The organism is Rhodococcus sp. 14-2483-1-2 (assembly GCF_002259405.1).
GTDB lineage: Bacteria > Actinomycetota > Actinomycetes > Mycobacteriales > Mycobacteriaceae > Rhodococcoides.
The window spans coordinates 658,082-678,832 of the sequence record NZ_NPFW01000007.1; the positions used below are offsets into that span (position 1 = coordinate 658,082).

19 protein-coding genes are annotated in these 20,751 nt (G+C 65.2%); 8 read left to right on the plus strand and 11 right to left on the minus strand.

The window, feature by feature from the left end:
• Positions 1-32: 32 nt before the first annotated feature.
• From CH295_RS07780 to CH295_RS07790, 3 genes are read right to left on the minus strand one after another with little or no spacing between them, the layout of a single operon-like run.
• Positions 33-1,616, minus strand: a complete 1,584-nt coding sequence (locus CH295_RS07780; protein WP_170945797.1) for an ABC transporter permease — start codon at positions 1,614-1,616, stop codon at positions 33-35.
• Entirely contained in the window at positions 1,613-2,491 is an 879-nt protein-coding gene (locus CH295_RS07785) for an ABC transporter ATP-binding protein (RefSeq protein ID WP_094740251.1), read from the minus strand. Before CH295_RS07785 ends, CH295_RS07780 begins: the two co-directional genes overlap by 4 nt.
• On the minus strand, positions 2,488-3,102 hold the full coding sequence (locus CH295_RS07790; protein WP_037196273.1) for a TetR/AcrR family transcriptional regulator: 615 nt from the start codon (positions 3,100-3,102) through the stop codon (positions 2,488-2,490). Before CH295_RS07790 ends, CH295_RS07785 begins: the two co-directional genes overlap by 4 nt.
• A 54-nt stretch (positions 3,103-3,156) precedes the next feature.
• Here CH295_RS07790 and CH295_RS07795 point away from each other — a divergent pair, with 54 nt between their 5' ends.
• A complete protein-coding gene (locus CH295_RS07795; RefSeq protein ID WP_094740252.1) occupies positions 3,157-5,115 on the plus strand; it encodes a M13 family metallopeptidase in 1,959 nt (652 codons plus the stop codon).
• A gap of 33 nt (positions 5,116-5,148) precedes the next feature.
• Positions 5,149-6,459 (plus strand): cytochrome P450, encoded by a 1,311-nt coding sequence (locus CH295_RS07800; RefSeq protein ID WP_037196141.1) that lies wholly within the window; start codon positions 5,149-5,151, stop codon positions 6,457-6,459.
• Here the strand turns inward: CH295_RS07800 and CH295_RS07805 are convergent.
• The 5 genes from CH295_RS07805 to CH295_RS07825 form a co-directional block, all read right to left on the minus strand.
• Positions 6,437-7,516 (minus strand): ABC transporter ATP-binding protein, encoded by a 1,080-nt coding sequence (locus CH295_RS07805; RefSeq protein WP_094740253.1) that lies wholly within the window; start codon positions 7,514-7,516, stop codon positions 6,437-6,439. The genes CH295_RS07800 and CH295_RS07805 overlap by 23 nt on opposite strands.
• The gene (locus tag CH295_RS07810; RefSeq protein WP_094635146.1) at positions 7,516-8,841 is read right to left on the minus strand and encodes an ABC transporter substrate-binding protein; all 1,326 of its coding nucleotides are present in this window, start codon (positions 8,839-8,841) and stop codon (positions 7,516-7,518) included. The genes CH295_RS07805 and CH295_RS07810 overlap by 1 nt, the downstream gene beginning before the upstream one ends.
• A 28-nt stretch (positions 8,842-8,869) precedes the next feature.
• Entirely contained in the window at positions 8,870-9,760 is an 891-nt protein-coding gene (locus CH295_RS07815; RefSeq protein WP_037196144.1) for a carbohydrate ABC transporter permease, read from the minus strand.
• Positions 9,757-10,689, minus strand: coding sequence for a carbohydrate ABC transporter permease (locus CH295_RS07820; protein ID WP_170945798.1), 933 nt, complete (start codon positions 10,687-10,689; stop codon positions 9,757-9,759). Before CH295_RS07820 ends, CH295_RS07815 begins: the two co-directional genes overlap by 4 nt.
• Positions 10,690-10,777: 88 nt before the next feature.
• Positions 10,778-11,686, minus strand: coding sequence for a L,D-transpeptidase (locus CH295_RS07825; protein WP_037196145.1), 909 nt, complete (start codon positions 11,684-11,686; stop codon positions 10,778-10,780).
• A gap of 297 nt (positions 11,687-11,983) precedes the next feature.
• Between CH295_RS07825 and CH295_RS07830 the strand changes: the two genes are divergently transcribed.
• The 4 genes from CH295_RS07830 to CH295_RS07845 are packed head-to-tail and all read left to right on the plus strand — an operon-like array spanning position 11,984 to position 15,106.
• A complete protein-coding gene (locus CH295_RS07830; RefSeq protein ID WP_252341951.1) occupies positions 11,984-12,709 on the plus strand; it encodes a glycosyltransferase family 2 protein in 726 nt (241 codons plus the stop codon).
• Positions 12,706-13,701, plus strand: a complete 996-nt coding sequence (locus CH295_RS07835; protein WP_252341952.1) for an acyl-CoA dehydrogenase family protein — start codon at positions 12,706-12,708, stop codon at positions 13,699-13,701. The genes CH295_RS07830 and CH295_RS07835 overlap by 4 nt, the downstream gene beginning before the upstream one ends.
• Positions 13,695-14,444, plus strand: a complete 750-nt coding sequence (locus tag CH295_RS07840; protein ID WP_094740255.1) for a PIG-L deacetylase family protein — start codon at positions 13,695-13,697, stop codon at positions 14,442-14,444. Before CH295_RS07835 ends, CH295_RS07840 begins: the two co-directional genes overlap by 7 nt.
• Before the next feature lie 2 nt (positions 14,445-14,446).
• Positions 14,447-15,106 (plus strand): class I SAM-dependent DNA methyltransferase, encoded by a 660-nt coding sequence (locus tag CH295_RS07845; RefSeq protein WP_094740256.1) that lies wholly within the window; start codon positions 14,447-14,449, stop codon positions 15,104-15,106.
• A 26-nt stretch (positions 15,107-15,132) separates the two neighbouring features.
• On the opposite strand, the gene CH295_RS07850 is transcribed toward CH295_RS07845, so the two are convergent.
• Positions 15,133-15,873 (minus strand): GAF and ANTAR domain-containing protein, encoded by a 741-nt coding sequence (locus CH295_RS07850; RefSeq protein ID WP_170945799.1) that lies wholly within the window; start codon positions 15,871-15,873, stop codon positions 15,133-15,135.
• 116 nt (positions 15,874-15,989) lie between these two features.
• Positions 15,990-17,015 carry a zinc-binding metallopeptidase family protein gene (locus tag CH295_RS07855; protein WP_094740257.1) on the minus strand — a complete coding sequence of 342 codons (1,026 nt, stop codon included), beginning with the start codon at positions 17,013-17,015 and terminating at the stop codon, positions 15,990-15,992.
• 211 nt (positions 17,016-17,226) lie between these two features.
• Between CH295_RS07855 and nhaA the strand changes: the two genes are divergently transcribed.
• Together nhaA and CH295_RS07865 are read left to right on the plus strand one after the other, a co-directional pair.
• Complete coding sequence (nhaA, locus tag CH295_RS07860; protein ID WP_094740335.1) at positions 17,227-19,083, plus strand: Na+/H+ antiporter NhaA; 1,857 nt, start codon at positions 17,227-17,229, stop codon at positions 19,081-19,083.
• Positions 19,084-19,231: 148 nt separating this feature from the next.
• Positions 19,232-19,618 carry an SdpI family protein gene (locus CH295_RS07865; protein WP_094740258.1) on the plus strand — a complete coding sequence of 129 codons (387 nt, stop codon included), beginning with the start codon at positions 19,232-19,234 and terminating at the stop codon, positions 19,616-19,618.
• Between the two features lie 45 nt (positions 19,619-19,663).
• On the opposite strand, the gene CH295_RS07870 is transcribed toward CH295_RS07865, so the two are convergent.
• The gene (locus CH295_RS07870; RefSeq protein WP_094740259.1) at positions 19,664-20,749 is read right to left on the minus strand and encodes a DNA polymerase domain-containing protein; all 1,086 of its coding nucleotides are present in this window, start codon (positions 20,747-20,749) and stop codon (positions 19,664-19,666) included.
• Positions 20,750-20,751: the final 2 nt, after the last annotated feature.

The window sequence follows — 20,751 nt, forward strand, 5'->3', positions numbered from 1 at the left end:
TATCGGCCATCGCCGATGCTATCGGACCGACGTCACCCTCGGATGTCTCTTCGTCGGAACGCTGTGAAACCCCCTAGGCCGACGACGACGGCGACCACGACGAGCCATCCGATCGGCGCGAGGGCGAGTGCTGCTCCCGGCAATCGCGGCACGTGAGTGAAGGGCGAGAGATCGAGCCACGGCTGCGGCAAGCCGACCACCGACCCGATCTGCCCGAGCGCGACGAAGCCGCCGAGAACCGCCCACAGGACGGTCGCGAATCGAGGCACCGCGCCGAACAATGCCACGCAGATGGCCGTCACCACCCACACGGCCGGAACCTGACCCAGTGCGCCGGCCAGCACGGACGGCAGTTCGCCTGCGATATCGCCGGTGGCCGACCCGTACGTCACTCCGATGGTGAGGCCGACGACCAGCAACAGCCACGCTGGGCCGAGAACAGCGAGCAGCAGATGACCGGCCAGCCAGCGCAGGCGCGAGACTCCGGTGGCCAGCACTATCTCGGCCAGGCCCGCCTCTTCCTCACTGTGCAGCCGCAGCATGGCCGACACCGAGTAGGCCGCCACCATGATGCCGACGATGCTCAGCACGGCGGCAATGAACGATTGTTCGAGTGTGGTGCCCCCGAACTTGTTCAGTGCGTCGCTGATGGCAGTGCTGCTGCCGAGCTGGTCACCGATCCCGTCCGTGGACGAGCCGATTGCGATACCGAACAGCGCGAGCCCGACGGTCCAGACGACGATGGTTCCGCGAGAGAGTCGCCAGGCGAGGGCGACGGGACCGGACAGTGACGAAACGGCAGCCTCCCGGCCGCGGCGCTCGGCCCGCAAGCCACTGCCGAGATCGCGTCGACTGGCCGCCACGAATGCTGCGGCACAGAACGCGGCTGCAGCCACCAGCGACAGCAACAACGGCCACCACCTCTCCTCGGCGAACGGCCGCACCTGCGCCGACCACCCGATCGGTGAGAACCACGACAAGGTGCCCGAGCCGATGTCGCCGATCGCTCTGAGTACGAACGCAGCGGCCAACACACCGAGGGCGTAGCCGCGAGCCACGCGAGCCCCGGACGCCACCTGTGCCGCCAGCGCCGCGCAGCCGACGAACACGGCACCGACAACGACGATCGACGCGCCGAACGCAAGGCTCCCGGCCGCCGGCAGACCGAATGCCCACAGCGAGCCGAACGACAACGTTCCCGTAGCCACGACGCCGCCGCCCGCAAGCAGCATGGCCGCTGTCAGCCCTGCGTATCTGCCCACGGCAGTCGACCCGATCAGCTCGGTGCGCCCCGCATCCTCCTCACCGCGGGTGTGCCGAACGACGGTGAGGATCGCCGCCAACGGAACGAGAGTGAGCATCAGTCCGGCGCGCCACGCCACCAGGGCACCCAGGTCGCTGCCGAAGATGGGCCCGACGAGCGCCGCTTGCGCCGGCACTGCCTCGGTGCCGAGATAGAACGCTTGCCGATCTGCCGCCGTCGGATACAGCCCCTCGAAGCTGACCGCGTACAGCAGCGGAAGCGCTCCGAGCAGGACGACCCATACGGGCGCTACCAAGCGATCGCGGCGCAGATACAACCGCAGCAATGCCCCCGTTCCGCTCAGGCTGCTCATGCGTAGTACCTCATGAACAGCTCCTCCAGAGTCGGAGCGGAGCTGACCAAGCTCTGCACTCCCGCATCGGCCAGGATGTGCATCACCGCAGCGAGGGCCTCGTTCTCCACCGTGCAGGTGACGGTGGAACCATCCACGCTCACGGCACTCACCCCGGTGAGTGTGTCGAGATCGCCTGGCACCCGATCGACGGTGGCGGTCACCGTCGTGCGGGTGAGATGCCGCATCGATGCCAGCGTGCCGGTGTCCACCGTTCGACCGTCCTTGACGATGGTCACCGAGCTGCACAGCGCATCCACCTCCGACAGGATGTGCGACGACAACAGCACCGTGGTTCCGCGTCGGGCAGCATCTTTCACGCAGTCGCCGAAGTGCTGCTCCATCAGCGGATCGAGTCCCGAGGTGGGTTCGTCGAGGATCAGCAACTCGACGTCGGAGGCCAGAGCCGAGATCAGCGCAACCTTCTGCCGATTGCCCTTGGAGTAGGTCCGAGTGCGCTTGCCGGGGTCGAGGGAGAACCGTTCGAGCAATTCCGCGCGGCGGGCGGTGTCGATTCCGCCGCGCATCCGGCCGAGCAGATCGATCACTTCACCGCCGGTCAGCGACGGCCACAGAGTCACGTCACCCGGGACGTAGGCCAGGCGTCGATGCAGCGCCACAGGATCGGCCCACGGGTCTCCGCCGAGCAAGCGCACCTGTCCCGACGTCGCGCGGACGAGACCGAGCAGCACCCGAATCGTCGTGGATTTACCGGCCCCGTTGGGGCCGAGGAACCCGTGCACCTCACCGGTCGGTACGTGCAGGTCCAGTCCGTCGAGCGCCCGGACCGACCCGAACGTCTTCACCAGCCCGTTCACGGAGATCGCCTCGGTCATGACGTGGCCTCCAGATAGGTGTGCAAAGCCTGGGAGTCGGTGAACAATCCGTCGGTGTAGAGCTCGAGCGCAGGAAGAGTGATCTCGTCACCGAGCGCGCTCAGGGCCTCGCGGAAATCGACGTCGGGGCCGGCCATCTGCACGTACAACAGCAGTCCGCCGACGTTCTGTCGCGTCAGGAACCGGGCCCGGGCCGCGGGGTCGCGACTGGGGGTGAAACGGCCGTCGCGGACACCGTCCTCGATGTAGCGGACGGCGTCGTCGACCATGTGCTCGAACAACTCTCGCGCCAACGTTCCGCCTGCGGCGAAGCTCCGCACGATGTACGCGACGAGCGGCGCGTACTCGTCGATCCGGGCGAGCTGTTCCATCATTCCGGCGGGGGCGGACGATGCTGCCTTCGACTCGCGGATCACCCGCAGGACGTGCTCGTCGCACGCCGTGCGCAGGCCGTCCTTGGACCCGAAGTGGTGATTGAGCAGCCCCGGCGAGACACCTGCCGCCGTGGCGATGGACCGCACGCCTGCGGTGAAACCCTGGGATCCGAAAACGCCGATCGCGGTGTCGCGGATTCGAGCCCTGGTCGTGAGATCCTCCGATGCTGTACGCATGTACAGCACATTAAACACCCGTTCAATCAAGCACAAGAGTGTAAAGATGGACGGATGACTTCAGTAGTGAACTCGGGCATCGATCTCAGCTACCAGGACGAGAACACACGCGCGCAGGACGACCTGTTCGTGCACGTCAACGGCAAATGGCTCGAGGAGTACGCCATCCCGGCCGACCGCGCCGTCGACGGCGCATTCCGCACCTTGTACGACCGCGCCGAGGTCGACGTCCAGACCATCATCGAAGAGTCGGCCGACGCGAACCCGCCTGCGGGCAGTGCCGCACAGAAGATCGGCGACCTGTTCTCGAGCTTCATGGATGCCGATCGCGCGGAGCAACTCGGCGTCACCCCGATCGCCGACGAGCTCACCGCCATCTCCGACGCAACCGACCTCGTCACCCTCGCAGGCGTTCTCGGCTCCCTGCAACGCACCGGCGTCGGCGGTGCCATCGGCCACTACGTCGACACCGACGCCAAGCAGTCCGATCGCTACCTCGTGCACTTCAGCCAGTCCGGAATCGGCCTGCCCGACGAGTCGTACTACCGCCAGGACGAGTACGCCGAGATCCGCTCGAGCTACCTCGAGCACATCTCGAAGATGTTCGCGCTCAGCGGCATCGAGTACGACGCACAGACGGTGTTCGACCTCGAGAAGAAGATCGCCGCAGGCCACTGGGACGTCGTCGCCAGGCGCGACGCCGAGAAGAGCTACAACCTCGTCGACTACGACACGTTGGTCAAGAGCGGTGCCGGATTCAACTGGGCTGCATGGATTTCCGGGCTCGGCGCAACCACCGAGCAGTTCGCCGAGATCGTGGTTCGGCAGCCTCCGTTCCTCAGCACGTTCGTCTCGCTGTGGAATTCCGAGGACATCGAAGCGTGGAAGGCGTGGCTGGCCTGGCGCGTCGTGCATTCACGGGCACCGTTTCTGACGAGTGAGATCGTCGACGAGAACTTCGCGTTCTACGGAACGACGCTGACCGGCACCGAAGAGAACCGCGAGCGCTGGAAGCGTGGCGTCTCCCTGGTGCAGGACGTGCTCGGCGAGGCCGTCGGCAAGCTCTACGTCGAACGCCACTTCCCGGCCGACTCCAAGGCGCGGATGCAGGTGCTGGTCGACAATCTCACCGAGGCCTACCGCCGTAACATCTCCGAGCTCGAATGGATGAGCCCGGAGACTCGGCAGAAAGCGTTGGACAAGCTGGGCAAGTTCACCCCCAAGATCGGCTACCCCGACCGGTGGCGCGACTACTCGGGTGTCGAGATCGTCGCCGACGACCTGCTCGGCAACTACCGCCGCGGCTACACCGCGGACTACCAGCGCGACCTCGACAAGCTCGGCGGCCCGGTAGACCGTGACGAGTGGTTCATGACGCCGCAGACCGTCAACGCCTACTACAACCCCGGCATGAACGAGATCGTCTTTCCCGCAGCCATTCTGCAGCCACCGTTCTTCGACCCCGAGGCCGACGACGCGGCCAACTACGGCGGTATCGGAGCCGTCATCGGCCACGAGATCGGTCACGGATTCGACGACCAGGGTGCCAAGTACGACGGTGACGGCAACATGGTCGACTGGTGGACCGACAGCGACCGCACCGAATTCGGCAAGCGCACCACGGCACTGATCGAGCAGTACAACGAGTTCGAGCCCAAGGCACTGCCCGGCCACAAGGTCAACGGCGAGTTCACCATCGGCGAGAACATCGGCGACCTCGGTGGACTCTCGATCGCGGTCGCCGCCTACGAGATCTCGCTCGAAGGCAAGGACGCCCCGGTGCTCGACGGCCTGAGCGGGCTGCAGCGCGTGTTCTTCGGGTGGTCACAGGTGTGGCGTACCAAGGCGCGCGACGCCGAGGCGATCCGTCGACTCGCCGTCGATCCGCACTCGCCGCCGGAGTTCCGCTGCAACGGCGTCGTGCGAAATCTCGACAGTTTTCACGAAGCCTTCGACGTACAGCCCGGAGATGCGCTGTACTTGGACCCGGGGAAGCGCGTCAGGATCTGGTAGTTCCGCGTAGGGCAATGGGGAGGGAATTCAAGGATGAGGGAATACGTACGCTGGCTTGCTGCTCACGGGGTCATTCGGTTCGCGGCCAAACGAGCAGCGGCCGCGGGCGATCCGCAGGCGATGCTGGTGGCCGATCCGGCGACGCGGGCCAATCCGACGCCGGTCTACGAGAAGCTGCGCGCCACCGCACCGCTGGTGAAGACTCGGATCTCGAACATCACCGTGCATCACCGGGTGGCGTTCGACCTGCTGCGCTCTGACGACTTCCGCGTCACTCAGCTCGGTGCGACCCTTCCCGGTCCGATGCGGTGGGTCGAGGAGCACACCAGATCCGGCGCACTGCACCCGATCCTGCCGCCCTCACTGCTCTCGGTCGAACCGCCTGACCACACCAGGTACCGCAAGCTGGTGTCCTCGGTCTTCACTGCCCGCGCGGTGAAGAAGATGCGCGATCAGGTGCAGGAAACGGCGGATGCTCTGCTCGACGAGCTGTCCGACGGCTCTCCGGTCGTCGACATCGTCGATCGCTATTGCGCGCGCCTGCCGGTCGCGGTCATCGGGCGCATCCTCGGCGTTCCCGAGGAGGAGAATCAACGAGTCCTCGAGTTCGGCGAGATGGCCGCACCCAGCCTCGACATCGGATTGTCGTGGTCCCAGTTCAAGCAGGTCGAGCGTGGGCTGATCGGGTTCGACGCCTGGCTCTCGGAGCACATCGCGGAGCTGCGCCGCAATCCCGGTGACGATCTGATGAGCCAGCTGATCGCCGCGAAGGACGAGGGCATCGGCCTCAACGACGAGGAGCTCAGGGCCACCGCAGGTTTGGTGTTGGCCGCAGGGTTCGAGACGACGGTCAATCTGCTCGGCAGCGGCATCCGACTGTTGCTCGACCATCCCGACCAACTGGCTGTGCTGCAACAGGATCCGTCGCACTGGCCCACCGCAGTCGACGAGATGCTGCGGATGGAGTCTCCCGTGCAGCTCACGGCCCGCATGGCCAAGCACGACGTGGAGGTCGAGGGGGTGACGGTGCACGAGGGCAAGCTCGTCGTGCTGGTGCTGGCAGGCGCCAATCGGGATCCGCTGGTGTTCGAGGACCCCAATCGCTTCGACGTCACCCGCGCCAATGCCGGTAAGCACCTGTCGTTCTCGGGAGGGCGTCACTACTGCCTCGGTGCTGCACTCGCCAAGGCCGAATCGGAAGTGGGCCTCAAGACCTTGTTCGATCGGTTCCCTCACCTGCGGACGGCAGGCGAGGGAACCCGTCGCAACACCCGAGTCCTACACGGGTGGGCCACTCTCCCGGTGGATCTCGGCGAGCCGGCTACGACAACCGCAGGCCGGTAACGGAGTCGAAGAAGAACAGCTCGTCGAGCCGGGGCACCAGTCGAATCGTTTCGGCCAGTGCGATCGACAGCTTGCGATCGACTCGGACCGAGATTCGTCCGGATGTGGTGGTCCACCCGCCGGTCGTACTGGGTGCGGAAGCGTAGACGAACGATTCCGCGCCCAGTTCCTCGATCAGCTCGACGGTCAGTTGCAGGCCACTGCCGTCGCCCACCAGGTCCCACGATTCCGGTCGCACGCCGACAACGACGCGCTCGCCCGCCGCGGACGGGACGGGAATGCGCAACTCGCCGAGTACGGCCGCACCGTCGCGCACGGGGGCGTCGACGAGGTTCATGCCGGGTGATCCGATGAATCCCGCGACGAACGTGTTGACGGGATTGTCGTACAACTCCCGCGGAGCTGCGATCTGCTGCAGTTTGCCGTCGAGCAGTACCGCGACCCGGTCACCCATGGTCATGGCCTCGACCTGATCGTGGGTGACGTACACCGTGGTGGTGCCCAATCGTCGCTGCAGACCGGCGATCTGGGCTCTGGTCGACACCCGCAACTTGGCGTCGAGGTTGGACAGCGGTTCGTCCATGCAGAACACCTTGGGCTGACGCACGATGGCGCGCCCCATGGCCACTCGCTGGCGCTGGCCGCCGGAGAGCTTGCCGGGTTTACGACCGAGCAGCGGCTCGAGCTCGAGCATCTTCGCCGCGTCGAGTACTCGTGCTGCGGTGTCGGACTTGCTCATTCCGGCATTGCGCAGCGCGAAGCCCATGTTGTCGCCGACGGTCATGTTGGGGTACAGCGCGTAGTTCTGAAACACCATCGCGACGTCCCTGGCCCGCGGTGCCAGCGAGGTGACGTCCACTCCGCCGATGTCGATGTGACCGCTTTCGACGGACTCGAGACCGGCGAGCATCCGCAGACTCGTCGACTTCCCGCAGCCCGAAGGTCCGACGAGAACGATGAATTCACCGTCCGCGATGTCGAGTTCGAGGTTGTCGACAGCGAGCGAATCGGCACCCGGGTACCGGTGCGAGACACCGGCGTAGTGAACGGCGGCCATTACTTCGGCAGCTTCGGGGTGATCTGGCGGTCGATGATCTGCTGCAGTTGATCCGAAATGGACGCGAATGTCGTTGCGACATCGGCATTCTGCAGCGCGATCTGCTCGAGTCCACTACCGATGATCTTGTCGCCGCCGGGAACGAACACGCGGGCGTAATCCTGCGAGCGAGTCAGCGCCAGTTGGTCGACGGCCGTCTTCGCGTTGGGGTTCGCCTCGAGGAATGCAATCTCCGACGGGTCCTGCTGCGCAGACTTGCGGACCGGCATGTAGCCGGTGTTCTGCGAGAAGTAGGCGGTGTTGGCACCGTTGGTGACGAAGTCGATGAACTTGAGTGCGTTCACCTTTCGCTCGTCCGAGATCTTCGCCGGGATGGCGAGGCCGGCACCACCGGTGGGGCAGCCGGGGGTGCCGTCGGTAGCCGGCAGGAAGGCAGTCCCGAACTCGAACGCGGCTCCGGCCTTGATGGTGGACAGGTCGCCGGTGGAGGCGATGGTGGACGCGAGGATGCCCGCGGCGAAGTCGTTGGCGATGTCGTTGGACACCGCTGCGTACTTCTTCGTGTGAATCATGTCCTGCAGGAACTTGCCTGCAGCAATGGTATTGGGGTCGTCGAACTTCAGCTCGAACTGGTCGGAGTACGACCCGTCGAACGTCCAGATCGGTCCCTCGAACGTCCATCCGAGGTAGTCGACGGCATTACCCCAGCCGTGGGCGAGCTTGCCGTCTCCGACGACGGCCTGGATGCGCGGGCCCCATTCGTCGAATTCCTGCCAGGTGGCCGGTCCGCGATCGGGCAGTCCGGCCTGCTGCCAGACGGCCTTGTTGTAGTAGAACAGCGGCGTCGAGCGCGCGTACGGCAATGCCCAGTGGCTGCCGTTCCAGTTGTAGTCGGCCAGCAGCGAATCCACGTAATCGGACTGGTCGACGCCTGCTGCGGAGAAGTGCTTGTCCAGTGGCTCGATCGCCCCGGTGAGCGCGTAGTTGAACCACCAGACGTCCGAGAGCACGACCACGTCGGGCACGTCGTTGCCGGAGAGCGCCGCGTTGAACTTCTGCGACACCTCCTCGTAGTTCTTGCCGCCGTCGATGAGATTGACCGTCAGGCCGGGGTTCTCGGCCTGGAAGCGCGAGATCAGTTCCTTCTCGAATTCCTGGGACTTGCCCGGGTGGTTCGACCAGAAGTTGATGGTGTTCGCATCGCCTTCGACAGCCTCGCCGCCCGACCCGCCCGATCCGGGGCCGCTGCACGCCGCGAGGGCTGCGGCGGCCGCAGCTGCGCCGGTGAGCGTGAGGAAGCCACGCCGATTGATGATGTGTGCCATGGTGTTCGACTCCTGATAGTGAGGTGAATCAGCCCTTGACCGCACCGGAGGTGAGGCCCTTGATCATGTGGCGTTGCAGGACGAGAAAGACGAGAAGGATCGGCAGAATGGTCAGCACCGTCGCGGCCATCACCGCGCCCCAGTTGGTGTAGCCCTCGCTGTTCTGGAGCAGCGTCAACCCGACCGGAAGCGGTGCGACCGACGAGTCGTCGGACATCAGGAACGGCCAGAGGTATTCGTTCCATTCGGTGACGATCGTGATGATGGCGAAGGCCACCATGGTCGGGCCCGACAGCGGCAGGATCACCCGGAACATCAGCCGTACCGGTCCGGCACCGTCCATACGCGCGGCTTCGATGATCTCCGGCGGCAGCGACAGGAAGTGGTTGCGCATCAGGAAGGTACCGAAGGCGACGCCTGCCAGCGGAATGATGATGCCCTGGAACGAATTCCGCCAGCCCAACTCGGAGATGAGCGAGTAGTTGGAGATGACGGTGATCTGGTTGGGCACCATCAGCGCGGCGATGATGACGAGAAAGACGATGTTCTTGCCAGGGAAGCGCAGGAACACCAGACCGTAGGCGCTGAGGACCCCGAGAACGAACTTGATGGACGACACGGCCGTGGTGATGATGATGGAGTTGCGCAGATAGGTGAAGAACGGCACCTCCGTCGTCGCCTCGTCGTAGTTCTGCGGATGAAACACGCTGGGCCACCACGTGACCGGCTGCACGTAGATGTCCGGTCGATCCTTGAACGAGGTGATCAGGATCCAGAACAGTGGCAGCCCGATCATCAGCAGGACGGCGACCATGGCTGCGTAACCGAGGATGTTCGCGCTTCGGCGCGTGCGCTGCGGGTCGCGACCACGCGAAACCTTCTCCGGCACTGCTGCATCGGGCTTGCTCACCAAGGTCATCGCTGATCGTCCCGATCCATGATTCGTACCTGCACGAGAGTGACGATCAACAGCACGAGGAACAGGATCGTCGCGACGGTGGCGCCGTAGCCGGCCCGGAAGTTGCGGAACGTCTCCTCGTAGACCTGGTAGACCATCGTTGTGGTGCCGGTGCCCAGCGGGCCGCCGCGCGTCATGACGTTGATGATGTCGAAGACCTGGAGCGAATTGAGCAGCACCGTGATCGACAGGAAGAACGTCGTCGGACGTAGTTGCGGCAGAAGCACTTTGCGGAAGGTGGTCCAGCGACTCGCCTGATCGATCTCGGCCGCCTCCATCAGCTCCTTACGCACGCCCTGCAGGGCCGCGAGGTAGATGACGAAGGTGTAGCCCAGGTTCTTCCACAGGTACGTCACGGTGATCATGACCATCGCCCACGTGGGGTCCTGATAGAAGTCAGGAACCGTGCCGAGACCGAAGCGTCGCATCAGGTCCTGGACCAGCCCGAAGTTGGGGTCGAAGACGAACTGGAACGCGATGCCGATCGCCGCGCCGGAGATGACGTACGGGGCGAAGACGGCGGAGCGAACGAAGTTGCGGCCCCTGAGCTTTCGATCGAGCAGCAGCGCGAGCACCAGGCCGAGAACCAGTGAGCCCACCACTGCGGCGACCGTGAACACGACGGTGTTGCCGACGATCTGCCAGGTGTCCTCGCGGGAGGCCCACTCGCGGTAGTTGTCGAAGCCGACGAACGTGGAGGTGGGCGAGGACAGGTTCCAGTCGAAGAACGAGAACTGGAAGTTCTCCACCAGCGGCCGATAGGTGAACACGCCCAGCAGAACCAGGTTGGGGCCCACCAGAATCAGGAAGAGCGCGTAATCGGTCCACGGCCGCGAGAAGAAACGCTTCTCGCGTGCCCTGGGCAGCACTCGTTCGGTTGTTGCACTCACCGCGAGGACTGTGCTCAGCCTCGGCTAACGAACGGTGAACTGAGCGTCAACGTCTCCCGTCGCGCAAACCAACCTATGTGAAGCCGCTCTAGCGGTTCCAGTCTCCGAGTCCGTCGGATCCACTGAGGGTGCCGCCGTCGGTGTTGACGACGATGACGGGGTCGCCCTTCTGGGCGTTCTCGAAGAACCACTTGCCGTCTTCGGTGCTGACGTTGAGGCAGCCGTGCGAGGCGTTGGAGTAGCCCTGCTGTGCTTCCGACCACGGAGCCGCGTGCACGAAGATGCCGCTGTAGGAGATGCGCGTCGCGTATTCGACGTACGTGCGGTAGCCCTCCTCGGAGTCCACGGGGACGCCGTAGGTGGACGAGTCCATGTACATGTCGCGGAACCGCTCGCCGACGATGTAGGTGCCGTTGGGGGTTTCGTGTCCGACCTTGCCCATCGAGGTGGGCATGGTCCTGACGACCTCGCCGTTGCGGGTGACGGTGATCTGCTTGGTGTTGTCGTCGGCCGTGGTGATGATCGAGTCGCCGGTGGAGAATTCGGCTTTCGCTCCGCCCGCCTCGACGGTCACCTGGGTGTGCGCCGGGTAGAACTCGTTCGGCAGCCACCGCACCTGGGTGTCGTTGATCCAGTAGAAGTGGCCGTCGACGGACGGGTTCGTCGTGACGCGGATGGCCCGCAGTGCGGCATCACGATCGCCGATCGCCTCGTCGAAGCGGATGGCGATGGGCTGCGCAACTCCGACGACCTCGCCGCCGGACGGGCTGATGCTGGGATCGGCGAAGTTCGCCGGTGCGAGCTGCGGGACGAGCTGTTGCGGAGCGGGTGCAGCCGGATCCGAGGACCCCGGCAGGCCGGGAATGGAGATGTCGGGCCCGCCCGGCCACAGCGGAGCGGCCTGCGCCGAACCGAATGCGGCGGATGCAGCAAGGGCTGTACCTGCAAGGATCGCGCCGATACGGGCGAATCTGCGTGTGCGAACCGGTGATGCCATGTAATCCGACCATCCTTCGTGCTGCGTCGCGATGCCCACCGACAGAGCTGTGCGTGAGCAAAGCCCATTAACACATACCGCCCCGACATTTGCTAATCGGATATTTCCGAAACGGACGAAAGAAACCGCGAGTACGAGTATCTTCCCGCAACCGGTCCCGAGCGCTGTCACTGCAGGTCGGTCCACATGTGTCGGCTGCCGGGGAATGGGTATGTGCGACGGGAGCACATCCCGTCCAGACACCGGCGGTTTCCGAAACGGACTCTTCCGACGTCCGGTGTCCGAAAAGGGTGGACCGTGATCTCCGATGCTTTCCCCCGTACCCCAGTCAGCCACATCGTCGTCGTCGTACCGGCGCACAACGAGCAGGATCTGCTCGACGCCTGCCTGACCGCCCTGGCGCGAGCGCAGCGCCGCGTCATGGACGCGGCCTCGGTGTCCGTCTCGACGATCGTCGTGCTCGATGCGTGCACCGACGACTCCGTGCGCATCGCGGCACGTCACCCGTCCGTGTCGGCGATCGAGGTGATGCATCGCAACGTCGGAGCGGCCAGAGCCGCCGGATTCTCGTGCGGCTCCCGAGACGGCGGTCGACTCGACGCCACCTGGTTCGCCACCACCGATGCCGACACCCGGGTGGGTGAGGACTGGCTGCTCGGCCATCTACGGCATGCCGCCGAGGGCGCTCGAGCAGTGGCCGGAACGGTGGCGGTCGATTTCGAGGGCCACGTCGAGGACAACCTCGGGTTGCGAACCTCGTACGACGCGCACTACCGACACGAGTTCGGCCACCCCCACGTGCACGGTGCCAACCTCGGTGTCCGAGCGGCGGAGTACCTCGCCGTCGGCGGGTTCGGACCACTGGCCACCGGCGAGGACCACGATCTGGTCCGACGACTCGAGCTCGGCGGCATCGAGTGCCGTCGGGTGTGCGACATTCCGGTCACGACATCGGGTCGACTGCGCGGTAGAGCGCCCGACGGCATGGCCGGATTCCTACGTGCTCTGGAGGCCACCGCATGAGCGAAACCGATTTTCTCGAGTCCACCGGCCGCGCAGACATCGACACCGGGCTGCGCAACGCGTTCTTGGCCTTCGAGGCGGACGGTCGTCTCGATCTGGCGCTGCCCGGCTCGGGATACACCGACCTGCGCTGGCAGTCGCTCGCCGCCCTGAGCCGTCACAACACGGTGCTGGGCCGGTGGTCCGAAGCACATACCGACGCGATCGCCATCCTGCACGAACTCGACGGTCCGACGCCGCAGCGCGGGCAGATCTGGGGAGTGTGGGCTGCGGAACCGCCCGCGCCGATTCTCGAAGCAGTGCTGGAGGACTCGGGCTGGGTTCTCACCGGAACGAAGCCGTGGTGCTCGGGTGCGTCACTGTGCACGCATGCTCTCGTCACCGCGCGCGTGGAGGGCAGTCCGCGGCTGTTCGCCGTCGATCTGACGCATCCGGGCGCAACTCCGGTACCGAACACGTGGCATGCGGTGGGGATGAGCGAGAGCGATTCCGGCTCGGTTGCATTCGACAGCGTCCCGGCCGTTGCGGTCGGTGGACCGACCGACTACCTGACTCGGCCGGGCTTCTGGCACGGGGCCATCGGAGTGTCTGCAGCTTGGTTCGGGAGCGCGTGCGCGGTGGCGGACACGCTTCATGCCGCCGTCCGCGACAGGCCGGACCCGCACCGCGCCGCGCATCTCGGTGCCATCGCAGCGGCACTCGGTGCGGCCTCGAGCGCGCTGACCACCGCTGCCGCCGAGGTGGACGCGGATCCGTTCGACCGCTCCGGTCGAGCCCGAACCCGAGCCCGCATCGTGCGGGCAGTGGTCGAGGACGCGGCGACTCAGTGCATCGACCGCGTCGGTCGCGCTCTCGGTGCCGGCCCGCTGTGCAGCGATGCCGAGCACGCGCGGCGCGTCGCCGATCTCACCGTCTATCTGAGGCAGAGCCACGCCGAACGCGATCTCGAAGCGCTCGGGCACGACATCGCCGAGGAGGACAACCCATGGTAGAGAACGCATTCGACGCCGAAGTCGATGTCGGCACCGCCGAATCGGACTGGATGTCGGCCGACTGGTCAATCCCCGGTCTGCAGTGGAAGGACGTCGTCACCATGGTCGTTGTCGCTCCGCACCCGGACGACGAGGTACTCGGCGTCGGTGGCCTGCTGTCGTTGGCGGCCGCGGCAGGTGTCGACGTGAGGGTGGTCGCGGTGACCGACGGCGACGGCTCCCATCCCGGTTCCCCCACCGTCACGGCGGAAGATCTGCGTGCGCGTCGCCCCGTCGAATCCGAGCGTGCCTTGGCCGAGTTGGGTATCGACCACTCTCCGACGCGGCTGCAGATCGCCGATGGGGCCGTCGAGGATCACGAGGGCGCGGTGGCCGATGCACTGATACCGCTGCTCGACGCCGCTCCGGGTACTTGGTGTCTGACGCCCTGGCGCGGAGACGGACATCCCGACCACGAAGCCACTGCGCGTGCCTGTCTCACCGCGGCGAACGCCGTCGGGATCCCCGTGGTGGAGTACCCGATCTGGATGTGGCACTGGGCAACTCCGAATCATCCTGCTGTGCCGTGGAAGCGTGGACGCCGTATCGACCTTCCGGAACACACCCTCGCCGCCAAGCGAGCGTCGATCGAGCAGTTCGATTCCCAGATCCATCCACTGTCCGATCACCCTGCGGACCGAGCGGTGTTGCCGCCCCACATCTTGGCCCGCTATCGGCGACCGTTCGAAGTGGTGTTCGCGTGAGCATGGATTCTCGGACGAGCCACGGTTCTCCAACCAGCCTCGGTGCCGACTACTTCCGCAATGTCTATGCGGCCGAGGACGATCCGTTCATGCTCGACAGCAAATGGTACGAGCGGCGAAAATATGCACTGACCCTGGCGTCGCTACCGAAGCCGCATTATCGGCGCGCGCTCGAACCCGGCTGCTCCATCGGGGTGCTCACCGAACAATTGGCGACCCGGTGCGATCACGTGGTGTCCACCGACGTGGTGGACAGCGCCCTCGATTCCGCACGCAGGCGCGTCGGTGATACTGCTGCAGTCGAATTCGCGCTGTGGTCACTGTCCGAGGACTGGTCGACCCTGCCCACACCCGAGGCGATGTTCGATCTCATCGTCATCAGCGAAGTCGGGTACTACCTCGACGCCGACGACCTGACGTCGGCGGCCACCCGCGTCGTCGAGCACTTGGAGGCCGGCGGCACCCTGGTGGCGGCGCACTGGCGTCACGACGTGGACGACTACCCGATCTCGGGTGACCGCGTACACGAGATCATCGCCGCCACACCAGGATTGGCGCTACTCAGTCGCTACCTGGACGAGGACGTCAGGATCGAGGTCTTCGTCGCGTCGGACAGCCCGGCCGTGTCGGTAGCGAGTACCGACGGCCTCGATGTGCGCTGACTGCGCCCGACCGCTGGAGACGGGGCTCAGTCGGTCGATTTCGCGGCGTCGATGACCAGCTGTTCGGCGAGATCGGCGAGTTTGACGTTGGTGTCCTGAGACAGCTTGGCCAGCAATGCGAATGCCGCTTGCGAATTCAGGTTGTAGCGCTCCATCAACATGCCCTTGGCCTGACCGATCAGATCTCGGCTCGTCAACGCGGCTCGGATCTGCTGTTCCTCGCGTGCGGTGGAGAACGCGATGGCCGCGTGCGCAGCGAACAGTGAGCCGATCGACTCGGCCTCGGCACTGAACGCGTCGGTACGGGTGGAGTGCAGGTTCAGTGCGCCGAAGTTGACTCCCTCGACATAGAGCTGGAAGCAGATCATGCTCTTGACTCCGAGAGCGGACGCCGCGTCGGCGAACAGTGGCCAGCGGGTGTCGCTGTCCATGTCGTCGATCCTGATGGTCGTCTGTTCGATCGCCGATTCGAGGCACGGTCCCTCGCCCAGCTGTTCCTGGATCTTGTCGCAGTGGCCTGCGGGCTCTCCCGACAGCGCCGCGCTGTGTACGAACTTGCCCTGCAGCACGGTGGTGATGGACGCGAACTCTGCAGACGGCACATTGGCCACCGCCGACTCGGTGATGACGGCCAGAACACGCTCGGGATCGGAATGCTGACGGCGCAGCTTCTCCGCGACCTCGGCCAACCGTCGGCTCAGCTCGTAATCGGTGACCGGCGGGCGAGTGCCCGTCGAATCCACTGTCTGCTCGCTGATGGTCGCCACCTCGTCCTGCTACTGCACTGGTCCCGCTACTGCACAGGGCGTACCCCGCATCGGCGGCATGCCGACAACACAGGATACGCCCCGGGCCACGAAGCTCAAGAACAGTTAGCAGAGCATCAGAGTGTGCTGGGTGCGATCAGCGAGTGCACGTACCCGATTTTCTTCACGACGGTCGGCGGCAGCACGAACGGGTAGAGATCCTGGTGGCCCATCGATCGGTTGATCTGGTTCAGCGCCCACGACAACGGCAGCCACCACTCGATGATCTGATCGAAGCCGACGTCACCCGGCAGCGGGCTCTCCAGCGTGGAACCGGCCGGTGCCATGCCGAACGCAGCGGCCGTGTCGAGGGTGTCGCGAATGTGGAGGTAGTGCGCGAACGTCTCGGCCCAGTCCTCGGCGGGGTGCATGGTGGCGTAGGACGAGACGTAGTCGTCCTCCCAGTTGGCCGGTGCACCCTCGCTGTAGTGGCGATCGAGCGCGGCCTGGTAATCGGAATCCGGGTCTCCGAAGAGCTCCTCGAACGCCGCGCGATGCTCGCCGTTTCCGACCAGCACCATCTGGTAATAGTGGCCGATCTCGTGCCGGAAGTGTCCGACGAGTGTGCGGTACGGCTCGGACATCGCCACGCGCAACTGCTCGCGGTGCACGTCGTCGCCCTCGGCGAGGTCGAGAGTGATCAGGCCGTTGTCGTGGCCGGTCATCACCTGCTGATCGGCACTCGAGAGCAGATCGAAGACCAGGCCCGTGGCGTTGTCCTCGTCGCGACCCATGATCGGCAGGCCGAGTTCGGTGAGTTCGAGGACGACGCGGCGCTTGTTGGTCTCCGCGTCCGCGTACGCGGCCATCGCGTCGACGTCGTCGTCGGCGGGGCGAGTGCGGGTGAGCCGGCAGGACACGCAGAGTTCGTCGGCGTCTGCGGTGTCGACGAGCCAGTTGCAACGGGCAGTGTTGAGGTTGGCGCACATCTTCCACGTGGCACCGTCCACCTCTGCCTCGGCAACACCGTCGTCGGCCTTGTCGGGGAGCACCAGCAGGGCTCTGCTCGGCAGATGGAAGCCGAGTGCGCTCGAGCAGCTCAGACACAGTGAGTTCTCGAACGACAGCTTCTGTCCGCATTTGCGGCAGATGAAATCACGCATGGATGTTCCTTCGTGGCAGGGGTGAGTCGGACTTGTATTCCCGATTCTCGACGGACTAATGCCGATTACCGAATATGTCGTGCACATCTCTCCCATCACAACACCGGGCAGCTGGCCCGACAACCACACTCACCTGCGTGGAAGCAAAGCGCCGACCGTCGCGTTGGTACAGACTGCTTCACAACACTCTCGGAAGGACACAGGCCGAACGATGGCAGATCAGATCACGCCGACGAGTCGGCCCATGGCACGGTTCGTCGAACGGATCTCCCGGGCTCGCGGGGAGAAGAACAGCGAGACCCTGGCGGCGGGCTTTCTGCTCGCGGCGACGCTGATCGCCCTGATCTGGGCCAACTCACCCTTCGGCGAGACCTATCAGTCGTTCTGGCACACAGAGCTGTCGATCACCGTCGGCCGGCACGGCATCTCCCTCGATCTCGCCCACTGGGTCAACGACGGGCTCATGGCACTGTTCTTCTTCGTCGTCGGCCTCGAGGTCAAGCGCGAGTTCGCGATGGGCGAGCTCACCGATCGATCACGTGCCGCGATACCTATCGTCGCTGCCGTTGCCGGCCTGGCCGCGCCTGCGCTGCTGTTCCTCGCCTTCAATCCGTCCGGGCCCGCGGCTCAGGCGTGGGGCGTCGTCATCTCCACCGACACCGCATTCCTGCTCGGGGCGCTCGCCGTCCTCGGGCCGAAGAAGGCTGCGCGGCTCCGCATCTTCCTGCTCACCCTCGCTGTTGCGGACGATGTGGGCGCACTGGCGATCATCGCGTTCTTCTACACCGACGACCTCGATGTGGTGCCACTGATTCTGGCGTTCGTCGGGCTCGGACTGATCTTCCTGTTGCGCCGGCTCGAGGTGTGGCGCGGCGTGGGGTACTTCGTCGTCGCACTGTTCACCTGGACCGCGATGTACGAGTCCGGAGTCCACCCCACTCTTGCGGGAGTGATGATCGCGCTGATCCTTCCGGTCTACCCGCCGAGACGCACCGAGGTGGAACGTGCGTCGGACCTGACGCGCGCGTTCCGGCAATCGCCCAATCCCGAATACGCCCGCGCGGCTCGCCTCGGACTCGATCGAGCAGTCTCGGTCAACGAACGTCTCATGCGGCTCTATCAGCCGTACACGGCGTTCATCATCGTGCCGATCTTCGCGCTCGCCAACGCCGGCGTGGTGCTCAGCTCGGAGACACTGAAAGCTGCATCGACCTCGACACTCACCTGGGGCATCATCGCCGGTCTCGTCCTCGGTAAGCTCGTCGGAATCACCGCTGCCTCCGCGGTTTTCGCGAAGCTGCGACCGTCGTCCCTGGCTCCGGGACTGACACTGTCGCACATCGCCGGTGGTGCGGCGATGTCCGGAATCGGGTTCACGATCTCGCTGTTCATCATCGACCTCGCACTGGACGACGAACTGCTGGCCGACGAGGCACGCGTCGGCGTGTTGGCGGCCTCGGTCATCGCGGCGGCGCTGGGCTGGATCCTGTTCCGCATCGACGCGAAGATCCACCCGCCGAAAGCCGAAGCGTCGCTCCGCATCCTGCGTCCGGTCAGCGCCAAACGCGATCACATCCGCGGTCCGGTCGACGCACCACTGACCATCGTGGAGTACGCCGACTTCGAATGCCCGTTCTGCAGCAAGGCAACCGGCAGCGTCGCCGAGGTACGCAAGCATTTCGGCGACGACCTGCGCTACGTCTACCGACACCTACCGCTCGACGACTATCACCCGCACGCCCGCTACGCCGCATACGCCAGCGAGGCCGCCGCAGCGCAGGGCAAGTTCTGGGAGATGGCCGACATGTTGTTCCGCAACAGTGATGCTCTCGAACCCGACGACATCGACGGCTACGCACGCGAACTCGGCCTCGACATGGACAGGTTCGAGGACGACATCCGCACCGGCGATCACGTCGTTCGCGTCGAGGACGACGAACTCGACGCCTCGTCCTCGGACGTGGACGGCACCCCGACGTTCTACCTGGGACGCGGCGACAAGAACCTGACCCGCCACATCGGACCGTACGATGCGGCAACGTTGATCCGGGAACTCGAATCCATGTGAGGGTGGGCCGGGTTGCACAGAACACGGCCGTATCGACCGGATCCCGTCGATACGGCTCCGTAGTGTGCACCCTTGCCCGGCGACTCGAAGTAGACCGAACGGTATGCTGCGGTGAGGCGTATGGCAACCGAGACGGAAGGGATCGACCGTGGACGCAGAATCCGCGCGCGCGGTAACGGGAGCGATCGCGCTGACACTGTTCGTGTTGTCGCTGACGGTATACGTGACCGCACTGGTGACCAAAGACCCGGACCAAGAACCCAATTCGCTGATCGGCATCAAGACGCGGGCAACCAAGTCCAGCAAGGAAGCCTGGGTCGCCGGCCATAGAGCCGCATATCCCTTCATGATGGCGGCCGCCATCCATTGCCTCGCATCAGCGGTGTCGATCGCAGGGCTACTGGTCCTGGGCTTCGTCCCCGCCACGGCCATGCTGACGCTCTCGGCGGCCTTGGCACTCGGTGGAGCCGTCATCCTGACCATGAGTGGACTCGAGGCCGATCGCGAAGCGAAAAGACATGCGCGCGTGGGGTGATGGATACTCCGCGCAGGCAGTCGCGAAAGAGAGATCGCAACTCCGTCAGCTCTCGGTGCGATTACCCTCTGCATCCCAGTGCTCGGCAACCTTTTTCGACGGCTGCACGCGCGGCGGTTCGCCGGGCATCTTGGGGTAATCCGGCGGAAAGTTCAGCTCCCCGCCTGGCAGTGTTTCCCACAGGTGCAGAAGGGGTTCGAGGGAGTAGGCCTGCTCGTCCATATCGGCCCACGGGTCTCCGTCCGACACGTAGTCCGGCACCGTGACGAGGTTGTAGTCACGTGGATCGGTGACCTCGGCCAACTGCGACCACGTCATCGGGGTGCTCACCGTCGCGCCCGGTCGAGCGCGCAGACTCCAGGCGCTGGCGATGGTTCGGTCTCGGTTGTTCTGGTTGTAGTCGATGAAGATGCGTTCTCCGCGTTCCTCTTTCCACCAGTTGGTGGTCACCCCGTCGTCGCGCCGTTCGAGTTCTCGGCCCAGACCGATGGCCGCGTGGCGCACCTGCTCGAAGGTGTACTGCGGCTCGATGCGGACGTAGATGTGGATACCCCGATTGCCGCTGGTCTTCGGGTAGCCGCGTAAGCCCAACTCCTCCAACAGCTCTCGGGTCACGTCGGCGACGCGCAGGGCGTCGGCGAACGTGGTCCCGGGCTGCGGATCGAGGTCGAGCCGCAACTCGTCGGGATGGTCGACGTCCGGTCGACGCACCGGCCACGGATGAAACGTCAGCGTGCCCATCTGCGCCGCCCACACCAGCGCAGCAGGTTCCGAGGGACACAACTCCTCGGCAGTGCGCTTGCTGGGGAACGCGATCTTCACCGTCTCGATCCACTCGGGCGCACCCTTGGGCAACCGCTTCTGGTAGAAGCCGTCGCCCTCCTTGTCCTGGGGGCCGAGTGCCAATCTCATGCCTTCGCGATAGCCGTCGGGCCAACGCTCCATCGCGGTGGGGCGGTCACCGATGGCCCGCATCAGCGGCTCACCGACGGCCGCGAAGTACTCGCACACCTGCAGCTTGGTGATCTCCGGAGTGCGTTCGGTGGCCTCGTAGATGACGCGATCGGGGCTCGACACTCGGACTTCGCGTTCGCCGGCCTGCACGAACGCCGGTGGTGTTTTCGCGGCCATGG

Coding starts and splice junctions, on each gene's coding strand:
- CH295_RS07780 (WP_170945797.1), bottom strand. CDS start 1,616: ATGAGCAGCCTGAGCGGAACGGGGGCATTGCTGCGGTTGTATCTGCGC.
- CH295_RS07785 (WP_094740251.1), bottom strand. CDS start 2,491: ATGACCGAGGCGATCTCCGTGAACGGGCTGGTGAAGACGTTCGGGTCG.
- CH295_RS07790 (WP_037196273.1), bottom strand. CDS start 3,102: ATGCGTACAGCATCGGAGGATCTCACGACCAGGGCTCGAATCCGCGAC.
- CH295_RS07795 (WP_094740252.1), top strand. CDS start 3,157: ATGACTTCAGTAGTGAACTCGGGCATCGATCTCAGCTACCAGGACGAG.
- CH295_RS07800 (WP_037196141.1), top strand. CDS start 5,149: ATGAGGGAATACGTACGCTGGCTTGCTGCTCACGGGGTCATTCGGTTC.
- CH295_RS07805 (WP_094740253.1), bottom strand. CDS start 7,516: ATGGCCGCCGTTCACTACGCCGGTGTCTCGCACCGGTACCCGGGTGCC.
- CH295_RS07810 (WP_094635146.1), bottom strand. CDS start 8,841: ATGGCACACATCATCAATCGGCGTGGCTTCCTCACGCTCACCGGCGCA.
- CH295_RS07815 (WP_037196144.1), bottom strand. CDS start 9,760: ATGACCTTGGTGAGCAAGCCCGATGCAGCAGTGCCGGAGAAGGTTTCG.
- CH295_RS07825 (WP_037196145.1), bottom strand. CDS start 11,686: ATGGCATCACCGGTTCGCACACGCAGATTCGCCCGTATCGGCGCGATC.
- CH295_RS07835 (WP_252341952.1), top strand. CDS start 12,706: ATGAGCGAAACCGATTTTCTCGAGTCCACCGGCCGCGCAGACATCGAC.
- CH295_RS07840 (WP_094740255.1), top strand. CDS start 13,695: ATGGTAGAGAACGCATTCGACGCCGAAGTCGATGTCGGCACCGCCGAA.
- CH295_RS07845 (WP_094740256.1), top strand. CDS start 14,447: ATGGATTCTCGGACGAGCCACGGTTCTCCAACCAGCCTCGGTGCCGAC.
- CH295_RS07855 (WP_094740257.1), bottom strand. CDS start 17,015: ATGCGTGATTTCATCTGCCGCAAATGCGGACAGAAGCTGTCGTTCGAG.
- nhaA (WP_094740335.1), top strand. CDS start 17,227: ATGGCAGATCAGATCACGCCGACGAGTCGGCCCATGGCACGGTTCGTC.
- CH295_RS07870 (WP_094740259.1), bottom strand. CDS start 20,749: ATGGCCGCGAAAACACCACCGGCGTTCGTGCAGGCCGGCGAACGCGAA.